General features: G+C 72.8%; 16 protein-coding genes. 6 read left to right on the forward strand and 10 right to left on the reverse strand.

The window, feature by feature from the left end; all coding sequences use genetic code 11:
• Window positions 1-90 precede the first annotated feature (90 nt).
• Window positions 91-1,782 (forward strand): FAD-dependent oxidoreductase, encoded by a 1,692-nt coding sequence (locus ABEB28_RS27395; protein ID WP_345731101.1) that lies wholly within the window; start codon window positions 91-93, stop codon window positions 1,780-1,782.
• Window positions 1,783-1,843: 61 nt separating this feature from the next.
• Window positions 1,844-3,103, forward strand: a complete 1,260-nt coding sequence (locus tag ABEB28_RS27400) for a glycosyltransferase family protein (RefSeq protein ID WP_345731102.1) — start codon at window positions 1,844-1,846, stop codon at window positions 3,101-3,103.
• Window positions 3,104-3,165: 62 nt separating this feature from the next.
• Here ABEB28_RS27400 and ABEB28_RS27405 read toward each other — a convergent pair whose 3' ends face one another.
• From ABEB28_RS27405 to ABEB28_RS27420, 4 genes are all read right to left on the reverse strand, one after another.
• Window positions 3,166-3,855 carry a hypothetical protein gene (locus tag ABEB28_RS27405; protein ID WP_345731103.1) on the reverse strand — a complete coding sequence of 230 codons (690 nt, stop codon included), beginning with the start codon at window positions 3,853-3,855 and terminating at the stop codon, window positions 3,166-3,168.
• Window positions 3,852-4,400: a SigE family RNA polymerase sigma factor gene (locus ABEB28_RS27410; protein WP_345731104.1), complete on the reverse strand. Its 549-nt coding sequence runs from the start codon at window positions 4,398-4,400 to the stop codon at window positions 3,852-3,854. The genes ABEB28_RS27405 and ABEB28_RS27410 overlap by 4 nt, the downstream gene beginning before the upstream one ends.
• A 75-nt stretch (window positions 4,401-4,475) precedes the next feature.
• Window positions 4,476-5,360, reverse strand: a complete 885-nt coding sequence (locus ABEB28_RS27415) for an NAD(P)-dependent oxidoreductase (protein WP_345731105.1) — start codon at window positions 5,358-5,360, stop codon at window positions 4,476-4,478.
• Complete coding sequence (locus ABEB28_RS27420; RefSeq protein ID WP_345731106.1) at window positions 5,357-6,226, reverse strand: NAD(P)-dependent oxidoreductase; 870 nt, start codon at window positions 6,224-6,226, stop codon at window positions 5,357-5,359. Before ABEB28_RS27420 ends, ABEB28_RS27415 begins: the two co-directional genes overlap by 4 nt.
• Before the next feature lie 127 nt (window positions 6,227-6,353).
• Between ABEB28_RS27420 and ABEB28_RS27425 the strand changes: the two genes are divergently transcribed.
• Complete coding sequence (locus tag ABEB28_RS27425) at window positions 6,354-6,713, forward strand: winged helix-turn-helix transcriptional regulator (RefSeq protein WP_345731107.1); 360 nt, start codon at window positions 6,354-6,356, stop codon at window positions 6,711-6,713.
• Here the strand turns inward: ABEB28_RS27425 and ABEB28_RS27430 are convergent.
• The 4 genes from ABEB28_RS27430 to ABEB28_RS27445 are packed head-to-tail and all read right to left on the reverse strand — an operon-like array spanning window position 6,628 to window position 9,189.
• Window positions 6,628-7,227: a toll/interleukin-1 receptor domain-containing protein gene (locus ABEB28_RS27430; protein ID WP_345731108.1), complete on the reverse strand. Its 600-nt coding sequence runs from the start codon at window positions 7,225-7,227 to the stop codon at window positions 6,628-6,630. The two genes, ABEB28_RS27425 and ABEB28_RS27430, sit on opposite strands and share 86 nt — an antisense overlap.
• Before the next feature lie 35 nt (window positions 7,228-7,262).
• Entirely contained in the window at window positions 7,263-8,024 is a 762-nt protein-coding gene (locus ABEB28_RS27435) for a sigma factor-like helix-turn-helix DNA-binding protein (RefSeq protein WP_345731109.1), read from the reverse strand.
• Window positions 8,021-8,866 (reverse strand): DUF7134 domain-containing protein, encoded by an 846-nt coding sequence (locus ABEB28_RS27440; protein WP_345731110.1) that lies wholly within the window; start codon window positions 8,864-8,866, stop codon window positions 8,021-8,023. The genes ABEB28_RS27435 and ABEB28_RS27440 overlap by 4 nt, the downstream gene beginning before the upstream one ends.
• Entirely contained in the window at window positions 8,863-9,189 is a 327-nt protein-coding gene (locus ABEB28_RS27445; RefSeq protein ID WP_345731111.1) for a hypothetical protein, read from the reverse strand. The genes ABEB28_RS27440 and ABEB28_RS27445 overlap by 4 nt, the downstream gene beginning before the upstream one ends.
• Window positions 9,190-9,289: 100 nt before the next feature.
• Between ABEB28_RS27445 and ABEB28_RS27450 the strand changes: the two genes are divergently transcribed.
• Complete coding sequence (locus ABEB28_RS27450; RefSeq protein WP_345731112.1) at window positions 9,290-12,484, forward strand: ATP-binding protein; 3,195 nt, start codon at window positions 9,290-9,292, stop codon at window positions 12,482-12,484.
• Here ABEB28_RS27450 and ABEB28_RS27455 read toward each other — a convergent pair.
• On the reverse strand, window positions 12,426-13,199 hold the full coding sequence (locus ABEB28_RS27455) for an ABC transporter permease (RefSeq protein WP_345731113.1): 774 nt from the start codon (window positions 13,197-13,199) through the stop codon (window positions 12,426-12,428). The genes ABEB28_RS27450 and ABEB28_RS27455 overlap by 59 nt on opposite strands.
• On the reverse strand, window positions 13,196-14,191 hold the full coding sequence (locus ABEB28_RS27460) for an ATP-binding cassette domain-containing protein (protein ID WP_345731114.1): 996 nt from the start codon (window positions 14,189-14,191) through the stop codon (window positions 13,196-13,198). The genes ABEB28_RS27455 and ABEB28_RS27460 overlap by 4 nt, the downstream gene beginning before the upstream one ends.
• A 204-nt stretch (window positions 14,192-14,395) precedes the next feature.
• On the opposite strand from ABEB28_RS27460, the gene chrA reads away from it, so the two are divergent.
• Together chrA and ABEB28_RS27470 are read left to right on the forward strand one after the other, a co-directional pair.
• Window positions 14,396-15,823, forward strand: a complete 1,428-nt coding sequence (gene chrA / locus ABEB28_RS27465) for a chromate efflux transporter (RefSeq protein WP_345731115.1) — start codon at window positions 14,396-14,398, stop codon at window positions 15,821-15,823.
• Window positions 15,824-15,983: 160 nt separating this feature from the next.
• On the forward strand, window positions 15,984-16,838 hold the full coding sequence (locus tag ABEB28_RS27470) for a S1C family serine protease (RefSeq protein WP_345731116.1): 855 nt from the start codon (window positions 15,984-15,986) through the stop codon (window positions 16,836-16,838).
• The last annotated feature ends 26 nt before the right edge of the window (window positions 16,839-16,864 follow it).

The following is a 16,864-nucleotide window of genomic DNA, read 5'->3' on the forward strand; positions in this document are numbered from 1 at the left end:
CGGAAGAACCAGTGACTAACACATAGACCTTTCTCTAAACTTCGAACGTCTTGGACCACCGCATGTTCCGACCATCGATGGGGATGAGGCATGGCAACGCGGGATGAGTCGTTCGACTTCGTGATCGTCGGCAGTGGCGGGGGTGGACTGGTCGCGGCACTCGCCGCCCACGAAGCCGGTTTGAAGCCGGTGGTCATCGAGAAGCAGCCCTACCTGGGCGGCTCGACGGGCATGTCCGGCGGCATCATCTGGGTGCCGAACAACCCGCTGATGCGGGCCGAGCGGGTACCGGACTCGTTCGAGGACGGGATGGCGTACTTCGAGTCGGTCGTCGGCCCGCCCGACCAGGGCTCCTCGCTGGAGCGCCGGGAAGCGTTCCTCACCGAGGGCCCGGAGATGATCTCGCTGCTGCAGCGGAAGGGCGTCCGGCTGGTCCGTTGCGAGGGATACGCCGACTACTACGACAACCGCAAGGGCGGAAAGGCGCGCGGCCGGTCGGTCGAGGGCATCCCGTGGGACGGGCGGCAGCTCGGCGAGTGGCAGACGAAGATCATCCCCGGCATGGGCAAGGGGATGGGCATGGCGGTCAAGACCAACGAGGTCCGCAGCCTGCCCACCTGGAGCCGTTCCGCCCGGTCGCTGCGCACCACGGTGCGGGTCGGTACGCGTACCTACCTCGGGAAGATGCGCCGCAAGGACCTCTTCACCAACGGCATGTCGCTCGTCGGCCAGCTCACCAAGATCCTCGTCGGGGCCGGCATCCCGCTGTGGCTGAACACCGGTGTCGAGGACCTGGTCGTCGAGGACGGCCGGGTGGTCGGCGTCCGGGCTGTCCGGGACGGTGAGCCAGTGCTGGTCCGGGGCACCCGCGGCGTGCTGCTGGCCGCCGGTGGCTTCGAGCGCAACGCCGAGATGCGCAAGAAGTACAGCGCCGACACCCAGCCGAACGACGGCCAGTGGACGATGGCCAACCCGGGCAACACCGGTGAGGTGCTCGCGGCCGCCATCGCGGTCGGCGCGAAGACCGACTACATGGACGACGCCGTGTGGCTGCCCAACCCCCGCATGGAGCTGGCCGGCTCGGCCGTCGCGCTCGGCCGGCAGTACCCGCACGCGCTCTTCGTGAACGCGCACGGCAAGCGGTTCGTCAACGAGTCGAACTCCTATCTGGAGGTCGGCAAGGCGATGTACGCGAACGACGCGGTACCGGCGTGGCTGATCTTCGACGACACGTTCCGGAAGCGGTACCCGTGGGCGCGCGGCCTGCCGACACTGCGCAAGCTCGGCACGGTATTACCCGGGCGGATGCCGGAGGAGCTGGTCAGCAGCGGCTGGCTCAAGCGCGCGAACACGCTGCAGGAGCTGGCGAAGCAGATGGAGGTCGACCCCGAGGCGCTGGTGGCCACGATCGGGCGGTTCAACGTCCACGCCGCGCAGGGCGAGGACCCGGACTTCGGGCGCGGTGAGTCGGAGTACAACAAGGTGCTCGGCGACCCGGGCAACAAGCCCAACCCGGCGCTCGGCCCGGTGGACACCGCACCGTTCTACGCCACCCAGATCTACCCCGGCGACGTCGGCACGATCGGCGGCGTCATCACCGACGAGCACGCCCGGGCGCTGGACGAGGCGGACACGCCGATCCCCGGCCTCTACGTGACCGGCAACATGGCCGCGACGGTGATGGGCCGCACGTACCCGGGTGCGGGAGCGAGCATCTCGAACACGATGACGTTCGGGTACATCGCCGCCCGCCACGCCGCCGCCGCGCAGGCGTCGGCCTGATCGGCTCCCGCGCGGGGCCGGGGCCCCGGCCCCGCGCGGGACTCCGTACGATCCGTGGGCTGTGGAGCAGACGTCCGCGCCAGTGCGCGATCTGACCGATTCGGACCAGAACGAGGCCGTGCTCACGGTCGCCGAGGGCGGCGCCGGGGACTACGGCCCCGCGATCGCCGCGGAGGCCGCCGCGGTGGCCCGGTCACGCAAACGGCTGAGCGAGCTGGAAACCCCGGTGCATCTGACCGTGGTCTGGGCGATGTACGGCGAGACCGGGCGGATGGTGCCCCGGTCCGACCATCCGCACGGCGAGGACTTCGTCCGGGCGAAGGTACGGCAGCTCGATTGGCTGACCGCCGGCCTGCCCGGCGTCACCTGGAGCATCATCGCCTGCGACGACGGGTGCCCGGACCGTCCGTCCAGCGCCGAGGTAATGGAGCGCATCGTCGCCGCCGAGGGTTACCCGGCCACCGGACACCGCAGCGTCCGGGTGGTCCGGCTGGCCGACGTGCTCGCCTCCGGCCCTTCGATCAGCCCGGAGTTCGACCGGCTGACCTCGACCGACCAGTCCCGCAAGGGCGGGTCCGTTCTCGCCGCGTTGGCCGAGGCGGTGCGAACCGGCCCGGGGACCGGCCGCCACGTCGTCGCGTACACCGACGCGGACCTCTCCGCGAACCTCGCGCAGCTGGGTTCGCTGGTCGCGCCGATCGTCGGCGACGAGCGCACCGGGACGACGGTCGGCGCGCTCGGCCAGCGGTACGGGGTGGACGGTGCGGTGCTGGTCAAGCCGGACGGGCCGACACGCGAGCCGGAGAGCACCGGCGGCAAGGCCGACAAGCTCATCGTGCTGTTCCGGCACTACGTGCGGGCGTTGCTGGTCCCGTCGTTGGCGCACGTGCTCGATACCCAGGCGGGCTTCAAGGCCTTCGACGCCGCCGCGTTGCGTCCGGTGCTGTCGGAGATGACGTCGTTCAACGAGACGTTCGACGTCGAGCTGCTGATCCACCTCGCTCAGCGCTACGGCGCCGACGCGCTGGCGGTCGAGCCGATCGTGTTCACCGAAGACTTCGCGGCGACGAACTTCCCGTCGGTCGACCCGGGCGCGCGCCACCTGGCGATGGTCCGGCAGGTCGTGGACCTCTACGACCGGTTCGTCGCGCCGGTCGACCCGGTGACCGGCGAGGCGGCCGAGCTGCTCGCGCTGGTGCGCGGCCTCGACCTGGACGGATACGTGCGGCTGATCGAGCGGCTCCGTGCCGAGGACACGGGCGACCCGACGCTCTTCGACCGCCGCTGGCCGGTGGCGCATCTCCGCGCGCTGACGCGCTGAACCGGGTGCCGACGCGCTGAACCGGGTGCCCTCGGCGAGGGCACCCGGTCCGGGGCGGACGATCAGCCGTGCGAGTCGCCGGCGCCGTTGACCACGGTGACCCCGGTGGCGAAGGCGGCGATCTCGGTGGCGTCCCAGTGCAGCTGTGCGGGCACCTGGATCTGCACCCAGCGGCCGCCCGGGTCCTGGTAGGTGAAGATCTGGTAGCCGTCACCCGGAGCGCGGTAGTAGCCGGTCCGGTCGCCCATCGGCACCGGCTCGCCCTCCGTCAGCGTCTCCGGCGGGGTGTCGGACGACGCCGAGAGCACGGTCAGCTTGTCCACGAACGAGTCGGGGTTCGTGTCCTTGGCGTCGGCGGGCGCGATCGTCAGCGAGGACTCGCGTCCGCCCTGGATCACCCAGCCGTCGGGCACCTGCTGGACGCGGTAGCCCTTGGGCTGCTTCCCGGTGTAGGCGACCAGAACGACCTCCTGCTCGACCGGCGTGGGCGCCGACGTGGTCACCCGCTCGACGGTTTGCAGCCGCGTGGTCCCGCTATCTGCTGAGCCGAGGCTCATGAATGCGGCGCCCCCGCCCACGAGAAGGGCGGCCGCCGCGACCCCGCCGGCGATCGCGGTCCGCCGCCGGAGCAGGTGGCGCCGGCCCCGGGCGAGGTCGTCGGCCGGGTCGGCCGTGGGTGGGCGGAGATCGGTCGTCATCGGGGTGTGCTCCTCGTTCAGGGCTGCGGCGAGCAGGCTCTTGATGTCGTTCATCGGCAACTCCGCCCGGGATGGACAGGAACTGGAGGTGGGGCACCGTCCGGCGCCAGCAGGTGCCGCAGCTTCGCGACGGCCTTGGCGTTCTGGCTCTTCACGGTCCCCTCGGTGCAGCCGAGCCACTCGGCGGTCTGCTCGACGGTCAGGTCGAGCCAGTGCCGGAGGACGACGACCGCCCGCATCTTCGGAGGCAGCGACGCGAGCGCCGCCCGCACCGCCTCCCCGAGGTCGTCGGGAACCTCCGTCCCGCGGGGGAGCCGCTCGGACTCCGGTGGCTCGGCTACCGACCGTTCGCGGCGCCACCACGGTCGGCGGCTTTCGTCGATGTGGGCATTGACGATGCTGCGCCGGACGTAGGCGACCGGGTGATCGCTGCCCCGGATCCGACCCCACGCCACGTAGGCCCGCACCAGCGCGGTCTGCACCAAGTCCTCGGCCCGGTGTACGTCACCGCAGGCCAGTAGCCGCGCGGTCCGCACCAGGTCGGACCGGTGGTCCCGGACGAAGCCGGCGAACTCCGCGTCGAGCGTCCGTCGATGCATCGGCACCTCCCTCGACCCGATGGACGAACGGCGGCCCGCCGGGGGTTGCCCGGCGGGCCGAGAAGTTGCCCAAGGTTAGGAGGAAGCCCGGATCACCTCGTAGAGCGCCGTCCAGTCCTGGTCGCCACGCCCGGCCGCGATCGCGCGGTCGTACTGGGACTTGACCGCGTCGGGCAGGCCGGTGTCGACGCCGGACGCCGTCGCGGTGCGGACGATGTGGTCCGCGGTGGCGCCCATCATCCGGGCATTGCTCAGCGTGCCGGGATGCTCACCGGCCTCCAGGCGACGGGCCAGCTCCTTCGCTTCGTCGCCGAGCATCGCGGGGATGTCGGTCAGCGTTACCAGCGCGTCCGGCAGGAAGTCCTCCGCGCGGACGCCGGCGGCGGTGACCAGCGCTGTCGCGTGCAGCAGGGCCGAGAGCGCGGTGAGGAACACGTCGAGGTGGGCCTGGTAGAACAGCTGGGCCAGGCCGAGGTCCTCCCCGAGGTACTTCGGCTCGCCGATCACCCGAAGCGCCGGTGCGTGCGCGTCGAGCACGTCCGCCGGACCGCTGTAGAAGACGTACGCGTCGGGCGTGCCGACGGCGGGCGGCGGCACCATGACGCCGCCGGTGAGGAACCGCGCGCCCCGGTCGGCGGCCCAGGACGCCGCGTCCCGGGAGGCGTCCGGCGTATCCGAGCTGAGGTTGACCAGCACTTTTCCGGCCAGGACGTCGGCGGGTACCGCGCCGAGGATGTCGTACATCGCCGGGTAGTCGGTGAGGCTCAGGACGACCAGCTCGCTCGCGGCGACGGCGTCCGCCGGGGTGGCCGCCCGGGTGGCCCCGGCCGCGACCAGCTCGTCCGCGCGGGCCGGCGTCCGGTTCCACACCGTGACGGGGTGGCCCGCCCGGAGCAGTGCGGCCACCATCGCGCGGCCCATCGGGCCGAGACCGATCACCGTGACAGGGGTGGAAGTCATCGGGCGCTCCTCAGTCCTTCGAACATCCGGGCCGTGCCGTGCGTGCCGAACCCGGCGGCGATCTGCCGCCGGACCAGGTCGTGTACCGGCGCGAGCACGTCGTCGGCCACCCCCTGGTCGGTGCTGGCCCGGCGCAGGGCGGAGAGTGCGGTGTCGGTGAACTGCAGGCTCTGCTGGCCCTCGCCGGCGTAGTCCTCGGCGTCGACGACCGCGGCCAGGCCGGCCAGTTGCTCGGACATCGCAGCGAGGAACGGCGCCTGCCGCGCCGCGAACTCGGTCGCCGAGATCCCGGCGGTGCCCACCATCGCGGCGCCGTGCAGGAAGCCGGCGAACATCGTGTACATGCCGGTGAGCATCGCCAGGTCGTAGAGCGACGCGAGGCCCGCGTCCGCGCCGAACCAGGTGCTCGTGCCCCACCGGTCCAGCAGGTCGCGGTGCGCGGCGTAGGCGTCTTCCGTGCCGCTGTAGAAGATCGCCGACGCCGGGCCCCCGATCATCTCCGGAACGGCCATGATCGCGCCGTCGAGGTAGGTGACGCCGTGGGCGTCCGCCCAGGCGGCGAGTTCGCGGGCTTCCTCCGGCGTCGTCGTGGTCAGGTTGATCACCGTCCGTCCGGAGAGGTCGGTCGCGACGGGGTCGAGCACGGTGTGCACCGAGCGGTGGTCGAACAGGCACACGACGATCACCTCGCTGTCCGCGATCGCCTTGGCGGCGGTGTCCGCCACGATGGCGCCGCGGGCGCCCAGGTCGCGGGTGCGGTCGGAATTCCGGTTCCAGACGGTGACGCGCCGGCCGGCGTCGAGCGTCGTCGCCGCGAGTGCACTGCCCATCGCTCCCAGCCCGAGGAACGAGGTGCTGGTAGTCATCGATCGTCCTTCGTCGTGCTTCGTCGTGGTCAAAGGGGGACGATCGAAATCCTCAGCCGATGCCGTCGAAGCGGCAAGTACCTACTATTTTGTTCAATACTTACCTGAACGTAAGGATCGAGGTCAGATGGGCACGAGTGCGCGGCGAGGGCCGTACATCTGTGGGATCGACGCCGCGATGGACGTGGTGTCGGGGAAGTGGAAGTCACTGATCCTCTGGGAACTGGCCAACTACGGCACCCGGCGCTTCGGCGAGCTGCGGCGCGGGCTGCCCGGCGTCAGCGAGAAGATGCTGATCCAGCACTTGCGCGAGATGGAGGAGGACGGGCTGCTCCACCGTGAGGTGTACCGCGAGGTGCCGCCCCGGGTCGAGTACTCGCTCACCGAAGACGGCACCTCGCTCAACGAGGCCCTGCGTCCGCTGGGTGCCTGGGGAACGGAGCGGTCCGCGCGCCTCGCCGTCGACGCCGCGACCAGACCCGCCTGACTCGGCTCGTCGCACGGGCCCGACCGGCACCCGCAGGGGCGTCCAGGATCCGTCGGACCGTCTCCCCGAGCAGGACGACGTCGTGTCGGAACATGTCGTAGCGCAGACGGGCCGCGCTCAGCCGGGTGATGGCCCGGATCGACCGAGGCAGCGCGGACGCCGGCGGCATCGCCGCGCCGTCGACGAGCACCGGCACGACCGGCACACCGCATCGCAGCGCCTCCTCGATCTCGATCCGGACCACGTCCTCCGGGTCGTCCAGGCGCGCGCCGGTGACGCCCGGGCCGTGCCATTCGCAGCCGATCAGCATCACCAGGACGCCACTGGCCCTGATCCGGCGCCGGACCTCAGCGGCGACGTCGGCGCCGACGCGCGTGGAGTCGACGTCGAGGAAGACGCGGTCCTCGCCGTGTTCCAGGGCGATGCGATCGGCCAGGCGACCGGCGACGTTCGCGGTGTCCCGGCGTCGGTAGCTGATGAACACCGGCCGGGTGGGATTCGCCGAGTGGGCCACGAGAACGCTCCACGGATCAGAGTGCACGGTCAGGGCTACTGCGGCACCTCGGCCAGGCCGAGACGCGGAAGACGGACGGCGCCGGTCGTGAAGAACGCGGTCACCACCAGGGCGAGGTCCGTCGCGTCCAGCCGGCGCTTGCCGGCGTACAGGTGGCTCCGGACGTTCTCCACCGAGCAACTGCGCAGCGACGCGATCTCGGCGGGCCGTCGCCCCTGGGCGTAGTGGGTGAGGACCTCCAGTTGCGAGCGGGTGAGCGTGCGCAGGCGCTGCTCGATCCGGCGGACCTCGGCCGAGGCCGTCGCCCGCAGGTCGGCCACCTCCGCGAGCGGTGGTAGCAACCGCGTGCTGACCGCCCCGTCGATCCAGCAGTGACCGGCCGACACCGTGCAGATCGCGTCCGCCAGGTACTCGGCCGCCGTCTCGCGCACCAGGAACCCTCGCGCGCCGGCCCGGAACGCCCCGCCGAGCACGCCGTCCGCGCCAGGCGGAACCAGCACCAGCACGTGGACCCGCCGCCGGGCCAGGACGGTGCCGAGCTCGTGCACGACGTCGCGGCCGGGCACGGCCAGCAGCCGGGCGTCGATGACGACGACGTCCGGCTCGTGCCGACGGGCCAGATCGACCGCGTCGTCACCCCACCGAGTCATCGCGACCAGGCTGAGCGCCACCGCGCCGGCCGGGGTGGGGACCACCGCGTCCGTCAGCAGCATCGCCGCGCCGTCGAGGTAGTCCTCGCTGGTATCGGCGAGGATCACCCGCACGACCCGCGGCCCGGAACGGACGGCGACGCTCATCGCCGCGCCACGTGGGCGAGCACCCACTGCACCATCTCCGACGAGCGGGAGGCCCGGGACTCCACCTCCAGCCCGCTGGGCTTCACCTCCAGCGGCCCGGCCGACATCGCGGCGAGGGTCTGGCGGAGGTCCTGCACGGCCCGCCCGCCGATGTCCTCGATCCGCCGGAGCGCGGTGGCCGTGCGTCCGGGATCGCGGCGGAGCACCTGCCCGGCGCCTGCCGCCTGCATCACCATCGCGCTGACCGCGTCGGCGAGGGCGTGCTGCGACACCCTGGCGGCCTCCAACCGCTCCTGCGCGGTGATCCGTTGCGCGACCGCCAGCCGCCCGATCTCCAGGAGCGTGTCGCGGTACGCGCTGGCCCGCCGGGCGCGCCCGGCCGTCCACGCGCCGAACCCGGCGAGCGCGCAGCCGACGACGATCGTGGTCCGGCCGGCGATCTCCGGCTCGACGTTGTTCCAGGCCATGACGTCGAGCGCGGTGGCGCAGAGCGCTGCGGTCGCCACCGGGAGGTAGCGCGCCGACCGGGCGTGGACGGCGCCCAGCGTGTAGGTGGCGACCAGCACGCTCAGCGTCGGCATGTAGTGCGGGACGAGGCCGTTGGTGGCCAGGCAGAACAGGACGACGACCTGGGAGCAGGTGAGCCACAGGACGCCGACCGGCGCGCGGTGGCGCCAGTACAGCGCCGCGAACCCGGACGCAGCGACGAGAACGGAGAACAGTGCGCCCGGCGCGGGCCGGAGCAGGCCGGCCAGGACCGAGGGATTGGCGAACAGGCACAGGTCGGCGACGAACAGCAGCGCCGCGAAGCCGGCCCGTCGAACCGTGCCGGCGGTGCTCATGGCTTGTTCCGGTTCGGCAGCCACGGGATCGGGGGGATCACCGGGCGTGGAGTCGGCCGGATCCGCCAGATGAAGTCGCAGGCGATACCGGGACAGAACGTCGGGCTGCCGAGGCGTGTCGCCGCGGGGGCCTCTGCGGCCTCCGGGACCGCCGCGACGGCGGGGGTGGGCACCTCGGTGCCGGTCGCGGCGACCGGTGCGGCCGCGGCGAGCGGTGCGGCCGCGGCGAGCGGTGCGGCGAGCGGTGTGGCGGCAGCGAGCGGTGCGGTCACGACGCCGAGCACCACGACGAGACGGGCGAAACGTTGCGTAGATCTGCTCATGACTGAAATGTTCGATTACTGGGGTCCGTCCGGTCCACGGATCCCCGCCGTGGCGCCGCAACTTCATCAACCAGTGGGAAGCGGGTCTAATCTTCGTCGTGTGAACGGGGAGCGCACGGTCGAGCTGCGGCTGCTGACCGGGGTGGCCTACCGCGGCACCGAGGTGGTGGGACCCCGGCTGCGGAACCTGCTCGCCTTACTCGCCGGTGAGCTGCGGGCCGGGTGCGCGACCAGCGTCTTGGTCGACGGTTTGTGGCCGCACGGGCTGCCGGAACACCCGGCGAAGGCGCTGCAGGCGCTGGTGTTCCGCGCCCGCGCGCAGCTCGGCCCGGACGTCGTCGTCTGGACGCCGCGGGGCTACCGGCTCGCGCTCGACGCCGAGCAGGTCGACGTGTCCGCGGCGCGGCTGCGGGCGTCGGCGGCGACGCGGGAGTCGCAGGCCGGAAACGCCGCCGCCGCGTTGCGCCAGGCGGAGGACGGCCTCGCGTTCTGGGCGACGCCGGAGCCGGCGGCCGTGGACGACGAGGGGCCGCTGACCGAGCTGCGGGCGGGGCTGCGACCGGTCCACCGATCGCTGGTGCGGACCAGAGCGCTGGCGCTCGCCCGGCTCGGCCGGAACGCGGACGCTGCCGGGCCGCTCGCCGAGGCGTTCCGCGAGTTCCCCCGGGACGAGGAGATCCTGGCCGAACTGCTGCGCTGCGAGGCGGCCACCCAGGGCCCGGCGGCGGCGCTGACCAGGTACGAGACGTACCGGCGGAGCTTGCGCGACGAACTCGGCACCGACCCGGGCGCCGCATTGCAGCAGCTCCAGCGCGACCTGCTGCGGCCCGCCGCTCCGGTGACCGGGCACGGCCTCCCGCACGACCCGAACCCGCTGCTCGGCCGGGACGACGACGTCGCCGCGGTCACCGGCCTGCTGCGCAGCTCCCGCGTGGTGTCGATCGTCGGTCCCGGTGGTCTGGGCAAGACCCGTCTCGCCACCGCCGTCGCCCGGCAGGCGGACCAGCGTGCGGTGTCCGTCGTGTCGCTGGCCGGGCTCACCGACGCCACCGAGGTCGAACGAACGGTCGCCGCGGCGGTCGCGACCGCCGAGCCCCCACCCGTCGCCGGCCTGGGCCCGGTTCCCACCCCACCGGACGTCGTCACCGGCATCGTGCAGGCGCTCGGCCCCGGACCGACCCTCCTCGTGCTGGACAACTGCGAACACGTGCTGGCCGGCGCGGCGGAACTGGCCGGTGCGCTGGTGGCCGCCACCGACCGGGTCCGGATCCTGACCACCAGCCGCACGCCGCTCGGCCTGTCGTCCGAGGCGCTCTACGCGCTGCCGGAGCTACCGCTGCCGACCAGCGTCGAGCTGTTCCGGCAGCGGGCGCTGGCGGTGCGGCCCGGCGCCGACCTGCCCGACGACGTCGTCGCGGAGATCTGCCGCCACCTCGACGGCCTGCCGCTCGCGATCGAGCTGGCCGCCGCGCGGATCCGGGTGCACTCCCCGAGTGACCTCGCGAACCGCCTGGACGAGCGGTTCACGGTGCTGCGCGGCGGCCGTCGGGACGCCCCGCCGCGGCACCGGACGCTCGCCGCGGTCATCGACTGGAGCTGGCATCTGCTGGACGCCGACGGGCGAGCCGCGATGCGCGCGCTCTCGGTCTTCCCGGGCGGGTTCACCGCGGCGGCGGCCGGCTCGGTGCTGAACGGACCGGACCCACTGGCGATCCTGGAGCACCTCGTCGACCAGTCCCTGCTGAAGGTGGTCGACGACGGGCCGGGCGTGCGGTTCCGGATGCTGGAGACCGTGCGCGAGTTCAGCGCGCTGCGCCGGGACGAGGCAGGGGAGACCGATCGGGCGATCGAGCGGTTCCTCGCCTGGGCCCGCGCGTTCGGCCTGGCGCACCACAGTGCGCCGTTCGGCGACGACTTCGTCGGGGGCATCCGGCGGATCCGGGCGGAGCAGGACAACCTGCAGCACGCGCTGCGGATCGGCATCGATCGGGTCGACGGCGCAACCGTCGCCGCGACCGCGGCGGCGCTCGGTGGGTTGTGGACGGTCGAGTCGAACTTCAGCCGGATGCTGTCCTTGTCCGGCGAGCCGGTGTGGGTGCTGTCGCACTACCGTCCGGACCCGGCGCTGGTCGAGGCCGTGCGGACGGCGGTCGTACTCGCCGCGATCAGCGCGCTGCTGCTCACCGGGGGTGGCGCTGCGCGGTCGATGGCGACGCTTCGTCGTCTGCCATCCGCTCCACCGACGACGTTGATCAGCGCCGCCGACACCGTGCTGCGGCTGGACGATCCCACCGCGTTGCCCGCGCTGTGCGAGAGCGACGAACCGATGCTCGCCGCGGCAGCCAACGAGATGGTCAGCTACGCCGCGGAGGCCGAGGGGGATCTCGACGCGGCGCTCGCGGCCGCCACGCGCCTGCTCCGCGCCGTCGAGCGGGGCAGCAACCAGTGGCTGCGGGCGGCCGCGCACTCCCGGCTCGGCGAGCTGCACGGCGCGGCCGGCCACACGTCCGAGGCCATCTACCACCTCTCCGCGCTGCTTCCGGTGCTGGAGGAGCTGGACGCCCACGCCATCGCCGGCCGGGTGCGCTGGGCGATCGTGCACGCGAACGTCCACGACGGTGCGATCGACGAGGCGGAGCGCTGGCTGGCGCGGATGCCCGGACCGGACAACGCCGACCTGGGGACGACGCTGCTGTTCGATGCCGCGGTGCGGGCCGAGGTCTGGATCGCCCGGGGCGACGTCGACGCCGGGCTCGCGCTGTGGCGCCGGACGGCCGCCCAGCTGCGGGACGCCGACGAGCGGTCGCTGCCCGGCCTGCGTTCGTGGGCGACCGAGGTGCAGGCCGCGGCGGTGATCGCGCACGCGTTCGCCGGGCGGCTCGCCGACGTCCCGGAGTTCATCGCGGGCCTACCCGACCTGTTGGCCCAGACGGTGGCGCTGGTCGCCGAGTCGGAGTCGATGGTCGGCTTCCCGACCTGTGGCGCTCTGGTGCTGGCGCGGGCGCTGGTCGAGCTCAGCGACGGCCGGGCCGCCTCCGGCGCCCGGATGGTGGCGCTCGCCGATCGGCTGGGCGTCACCGGCGGTTTCCAGTCGCCGCACTCGGTGGCCAGGGCTCGCGCGCTCGCGGAGAGCGCCGACGGGCCGGCGTACGTCGACGCGGTGTCGGCCTACGCCGGCCTCGACCGGGAGTCCCTGCTGGTCGCCGCGTCGGACGCGGCGCGGATCCGCTCGGCGGTCAGCGAGCGGGAGCCCGGCGGAACGCCGCCCGTGCCCACAGGTAGCCGACCAGTGTGAACCCGACGCACCAGGCGACCGCGATCGGGCCGTCGCTGCCCACCTCGGTACCGAGCAGCAGAGCGCGAAGCGTGTCGATCATCGGGGTGAACGGCTGATTCTCGGCGAACCACCGCACCGCGCCCGACATCGACTCGGTCGGGACGAACGCGCTGCTCAGGAACGGCAACAGCTGGACCGCCAGGAGGAATCCGGTGGTGCCCTCCACGTTGGGGGCGGCCAGCCCGACGGCCACCGCGAGCCAGCTGAGCGCGAACGTCATCAGCACCAGGAGTCCGGCGATCGCGAGCCACTCGAGCAGACCGGCGTCCGGCCGGAATCCGAGTAGCCCCGCCACGACCAGCGCCAGCACCAGGCTCACCACCGTCCGGAGAAGGGCGGCGAGAACGTGGCCGGTCAGCACCGCGGACCGGGCGATCGCCATCGTCCGGAACCGCTGGATGATGCCCTCGGTCATGTCCCGGTTCACCGCCTGCGCGGTGGACGAGGAGCCGTAGCCGATCGTCATGATCAGGACGCCCGGCGCGAGGTAGTCGATGTAGTCGCCGCCCGGCACCGTCTCGCCGAGCGCCCCGAAAACGCCGACGAACAGCAGCAGGAGCATGACCGGGATGACGGTCGAGACCAGCACCACGGCCGGGTACCGCTGGAGGTGCCGGGTGTTGCGGCGCAGCATCGTCACCGAGTCGCGCACCGTCAGCGAGAGGGTAGTCATCGGGCGATCGGCTCCTTCGTCGTGGTCGCCTCGGGGTCGGTGGCGGTCTCGGTCGCCGCCTGGCCGGTCAGCGCGAAGAACACGTCGTCGAGGTCGGGGGTGCGGACGGACAGCTCGGCGATCTCGACGCCGGCCCGGTCGAGGCGGTCGAGCAGCCCGCGCAGCGCCGGGACCGTGTCGTCCGCAGGGATCCGCAGCGTCGGTGTCTCGTCGCCGGGGGTGGGGGCCTGCCCCAGCGCTGCGGCGGCCGCGTCCCGTGCGGTGACGTCCGCGAAGACCAGCCGGACGTGGCCGCCCGGAACCTGACGCTTGAGCTCGTCCGGCGTACCGATCGCGACGAACCGGCCCTGGTCGAGCACGGCGATCCGGTCCGCGAGCTCGTCCGCCTCGTCCAGGTACTGGGTGGTGAGGAAGATCGTCACGCCGTCGGCGACCAGCTCGCGGACGATGCCCCACATCGTCTGCCTGCTCCGCGGGTCGAGCCCGGTCGTCGGCTCGTCCAGGAAGACGACGCGCGGCTTCCCGACCAGCGTCATCGCCAGGTCGAGGCGGCGCCGCATCCCGCCCGAGTAGGTCGAGACCGGCTTGCCTGCGGCGTCGACCAGGTCGAACTGCTCCAGCAGCCCGGCGACGCGCCGCCGCTTCTCGGCCCGCCCGAGGTGGTTGAGGTCGGCCATCAGCGCCAGGTTCTCCGTGCCGGTGAGCAGTCCGTCCACCGCCGAGAACTGGCCGGTCACGCCGATCGCGGCGCGCACCGCGTCCGGATCGCCGACCGGGTCGTGCCCGGCGACGCGCAGAGTTCCGGCATCGGGCGGGAGCAGCGTGGTCAGCGTGTGCACCATCGTGGTCTTCCCGGCCCCGTTCGGGCCGAGGAGCGCGAACGTCGTCCCCTCGGCCACCTCCAAGTCGATGCCGTCGAGCACCACGTGGTCCCCGAACGACTTGCGTAGCCCGGCGACGACGATCGCCGGCCGGGAGTGGGCGCCAGTCATGTCTCTCCTTCACGGCCGTGGCACGCTCGGCCACGACGGGATCGAGCGTGCGGGAGCCCGGTTCCGTGACGGTTCCGCGACGGTTCCGCGAAGTTCTGCGAGGTTCTGCGCTCGCCGATCGCCGCGGTGCCCGGCGCGGGCCCGACAATGTCCCGGGCGGCCGCGGGGACGGCCGTTCGGGAACGACGGAGGGGTGCACCGGGGATGTCTGGAGACGTCGGGGAGCGCGGGGTGCAGGACGTACCTGCGGCGGCGGCGGTGCCGTCGGAGGCCGACGGCCAGGACCTGATCCCGTTCCGGCAGGCGGTCCGCACCTGGTTCCTGATCTCGTTGCAGACGTTCGGTGGCCCGGCCGGTCAGATCGCGGTGATGCAACGGCACCTGGTCGACGAGCGGCGCTGGATCGGTCAGCGCCGCTTCCTGCACGCGCTGAACTACTGCATGCTGCTGCCCGGCCCGGAGGCGCAGCAGCTGGCGATCTACGTGGGGTGGCTGCTCAACGGGTTGCGCGGCGGACTGGTCGCCGGGACGCTCTTCGTCCTGCCCGGCCTGCTGTCCCTGCTGGCGCTGTCCGCGATCTACGCCGGGTACGGCGACACGACGGTCGTCACCGCTGTGTTCGCCGGACTCGGCCCCGCGGTCGTCGCGATCGTCGCCCAGGCGGTCTGGCGGCTCAGCGCGCGTGCGCTGCACAGCGCGCCGCTGGTGGGGCTCGCCGTCGGGGCGTTCGTGGCACTGGCGGTGTTCGGCGTGCCGTTCCCGATCGTCATCCTGGTCGCGGCGGTGGCCGGCTGGGCGTTGCACCGGGTGCGTCCGGGTCTGGTGACGTCCGCGCAGGGGCACGGCGGTGCCGACGAGGGCCCGCCCCCGCTGATCGCCGACGACGCCCTGCACGCCGACCGGCCGTCCGGGCGCCGGAACGCGCTGATCCTCCTGGTCGGACTGACCGTGTGGGCACTACCGGTCGCCGTCGTCGCGGTGACGACCGGAACCGACAGTGTCTTCACCCAGCAGGGTCTGTTCTTCTCCGGGACCGCAGTCGTCACGTTCGGCGGCGCGTACGCGGTGCTGGCGTTCGTCGCGCAGCGCGCCGTCGAGCACTACGGGTGGCTCTCCGCCGGGGAGATGGTGCGGGGCCTGGCACTCGCCGAGACGACGCCCGGACCGCTGATCATGGTCGTGCAGTTCGTCGCGTTCCTCGGGGCGTTCCACCACGCGGGAAGCCTCGACCCGTGGGTGGCCGGGGTGATCGCCTCGTTGCTCACGACCTGGGTGACGTTCGTCCCGTGCTTCCTGTTCGTCCTGCTCGGTGCGCCCTACGTCGAGCGACTGCGCGGCAACCGGGCGCTCTCGGCCGCCCTGACCGGCATCACCGCGGCGGTCGTCGGGGTCATCGCGAACCTCGGGCTGTACTTCGCGGTGCACACGCTCTTCGCCGACAGCGAGACGGTCACCGCCGGTCCGCTGCACCTGGTCGTTCCGGACGTGTCGACGCTCCGGCCGGTGGCGCTGGGGATCGCGGTCGTCGCGGCGGTGCTGATCTTCCGGCTGAAGTGGTCGGTGCTCCGCGTCCTCGGGGTGTGCGCCGCACTCGGCCTCGCGGCCGGCCTGGTCGAGGCGGCGGTGAGCTGAGCGAGAGCGCCCGCGTCGCGATCTCCATGGCGCGGACGGGCGAACTGCGAAACTATGGCGTTACCTCACCGTCCGCACAGCCGATTCCTACGTAGGGAGAGGCTTCTCCATGACCGCACCGCGCTTAGGATCGGCTGGTGCGGAGCGCGGTGGTCGGCCTGTGACCGGAGTGCCGGGGGAGGCCAGTGCGACGGACTCGGAGGCCGGGTCCCGACGCGACGAGCCGGGCCGCCGCCGAGTATTGGCTCGCCGGGCACTGATCGCCGGGGTGGCGTTATGGGCCGTGGCCCTCACCGTGCTGGTGTTCGTCCGCGGCGGGAACGAGCCCCCACCGGCCGCGGCCCCGGCGCCGTCGCCCTCGCCGAGCGAGACCCTCACGACCGCGCAGGTGTACCAGACGCTGCTGCCCTCGATCGTGCTGATCCAGGCCAGCGGCGGCTCGTCCGACGTGGACCCGGACGCGCGCACCGCCGCCCGTACCGCGCTCGGCACCGGCGTCGTCGCCAACGCGAGCGGCGTGATCCTCACCGCGCTGCACGTCGTCGAGGGCGCGCGCAGCATCTCGGTGACGTTCGCCGACGGCTCCCGCTCGACGGCGTCGGTCGTCCAGTCCGATCCCGCCCTCGACATCGCGGTGCTCGCGCCGGACGGCCTGCCCGACGTGGTGGTGCCCGCGACACTCGGCGGTGGTGCCGCGGTCGGTGACGACGTCGTGGCGATCGGCAACCAGCTCGGGCTGGCGGACAGCACGACCAGCGGCGTCGTCTCCGGGCTCAACCGGACGGTCGCCCGCTCCGGCGCCGCCGCGCTGCGCGGGCTGATCCAGTTCGACGCGGCGGTCAACCCGGGAAGCTCCGGCGGGCCGCTGATCAACGCGCGGGGCGAGGTGATCGGCATCATCGTCGCGCTGGCGAACCCCACGGATGCCGGCACGTTCATCGGGGTGGGGTTCGCGGTGCCGATCGGCGCGGCGCTGGGCGCGAGCGAGGGCGACGGCCGGGCGCCGCCGCTGTGACCGCCCCGGACGGACCACCCGATTCC

It is taken from the genome of Cryptosporangium minutisporangium (genome assembly GCF_039536245.1).
In the GTDB taxonomy this organism is placed as follows: domain Bacteria; phylum Actinomycetota; class Actinomycetes; order Mycobacteriales; family Cryptosporangiaceae; genus Cryptosporangium; species Cryptosporangium minutisporangium.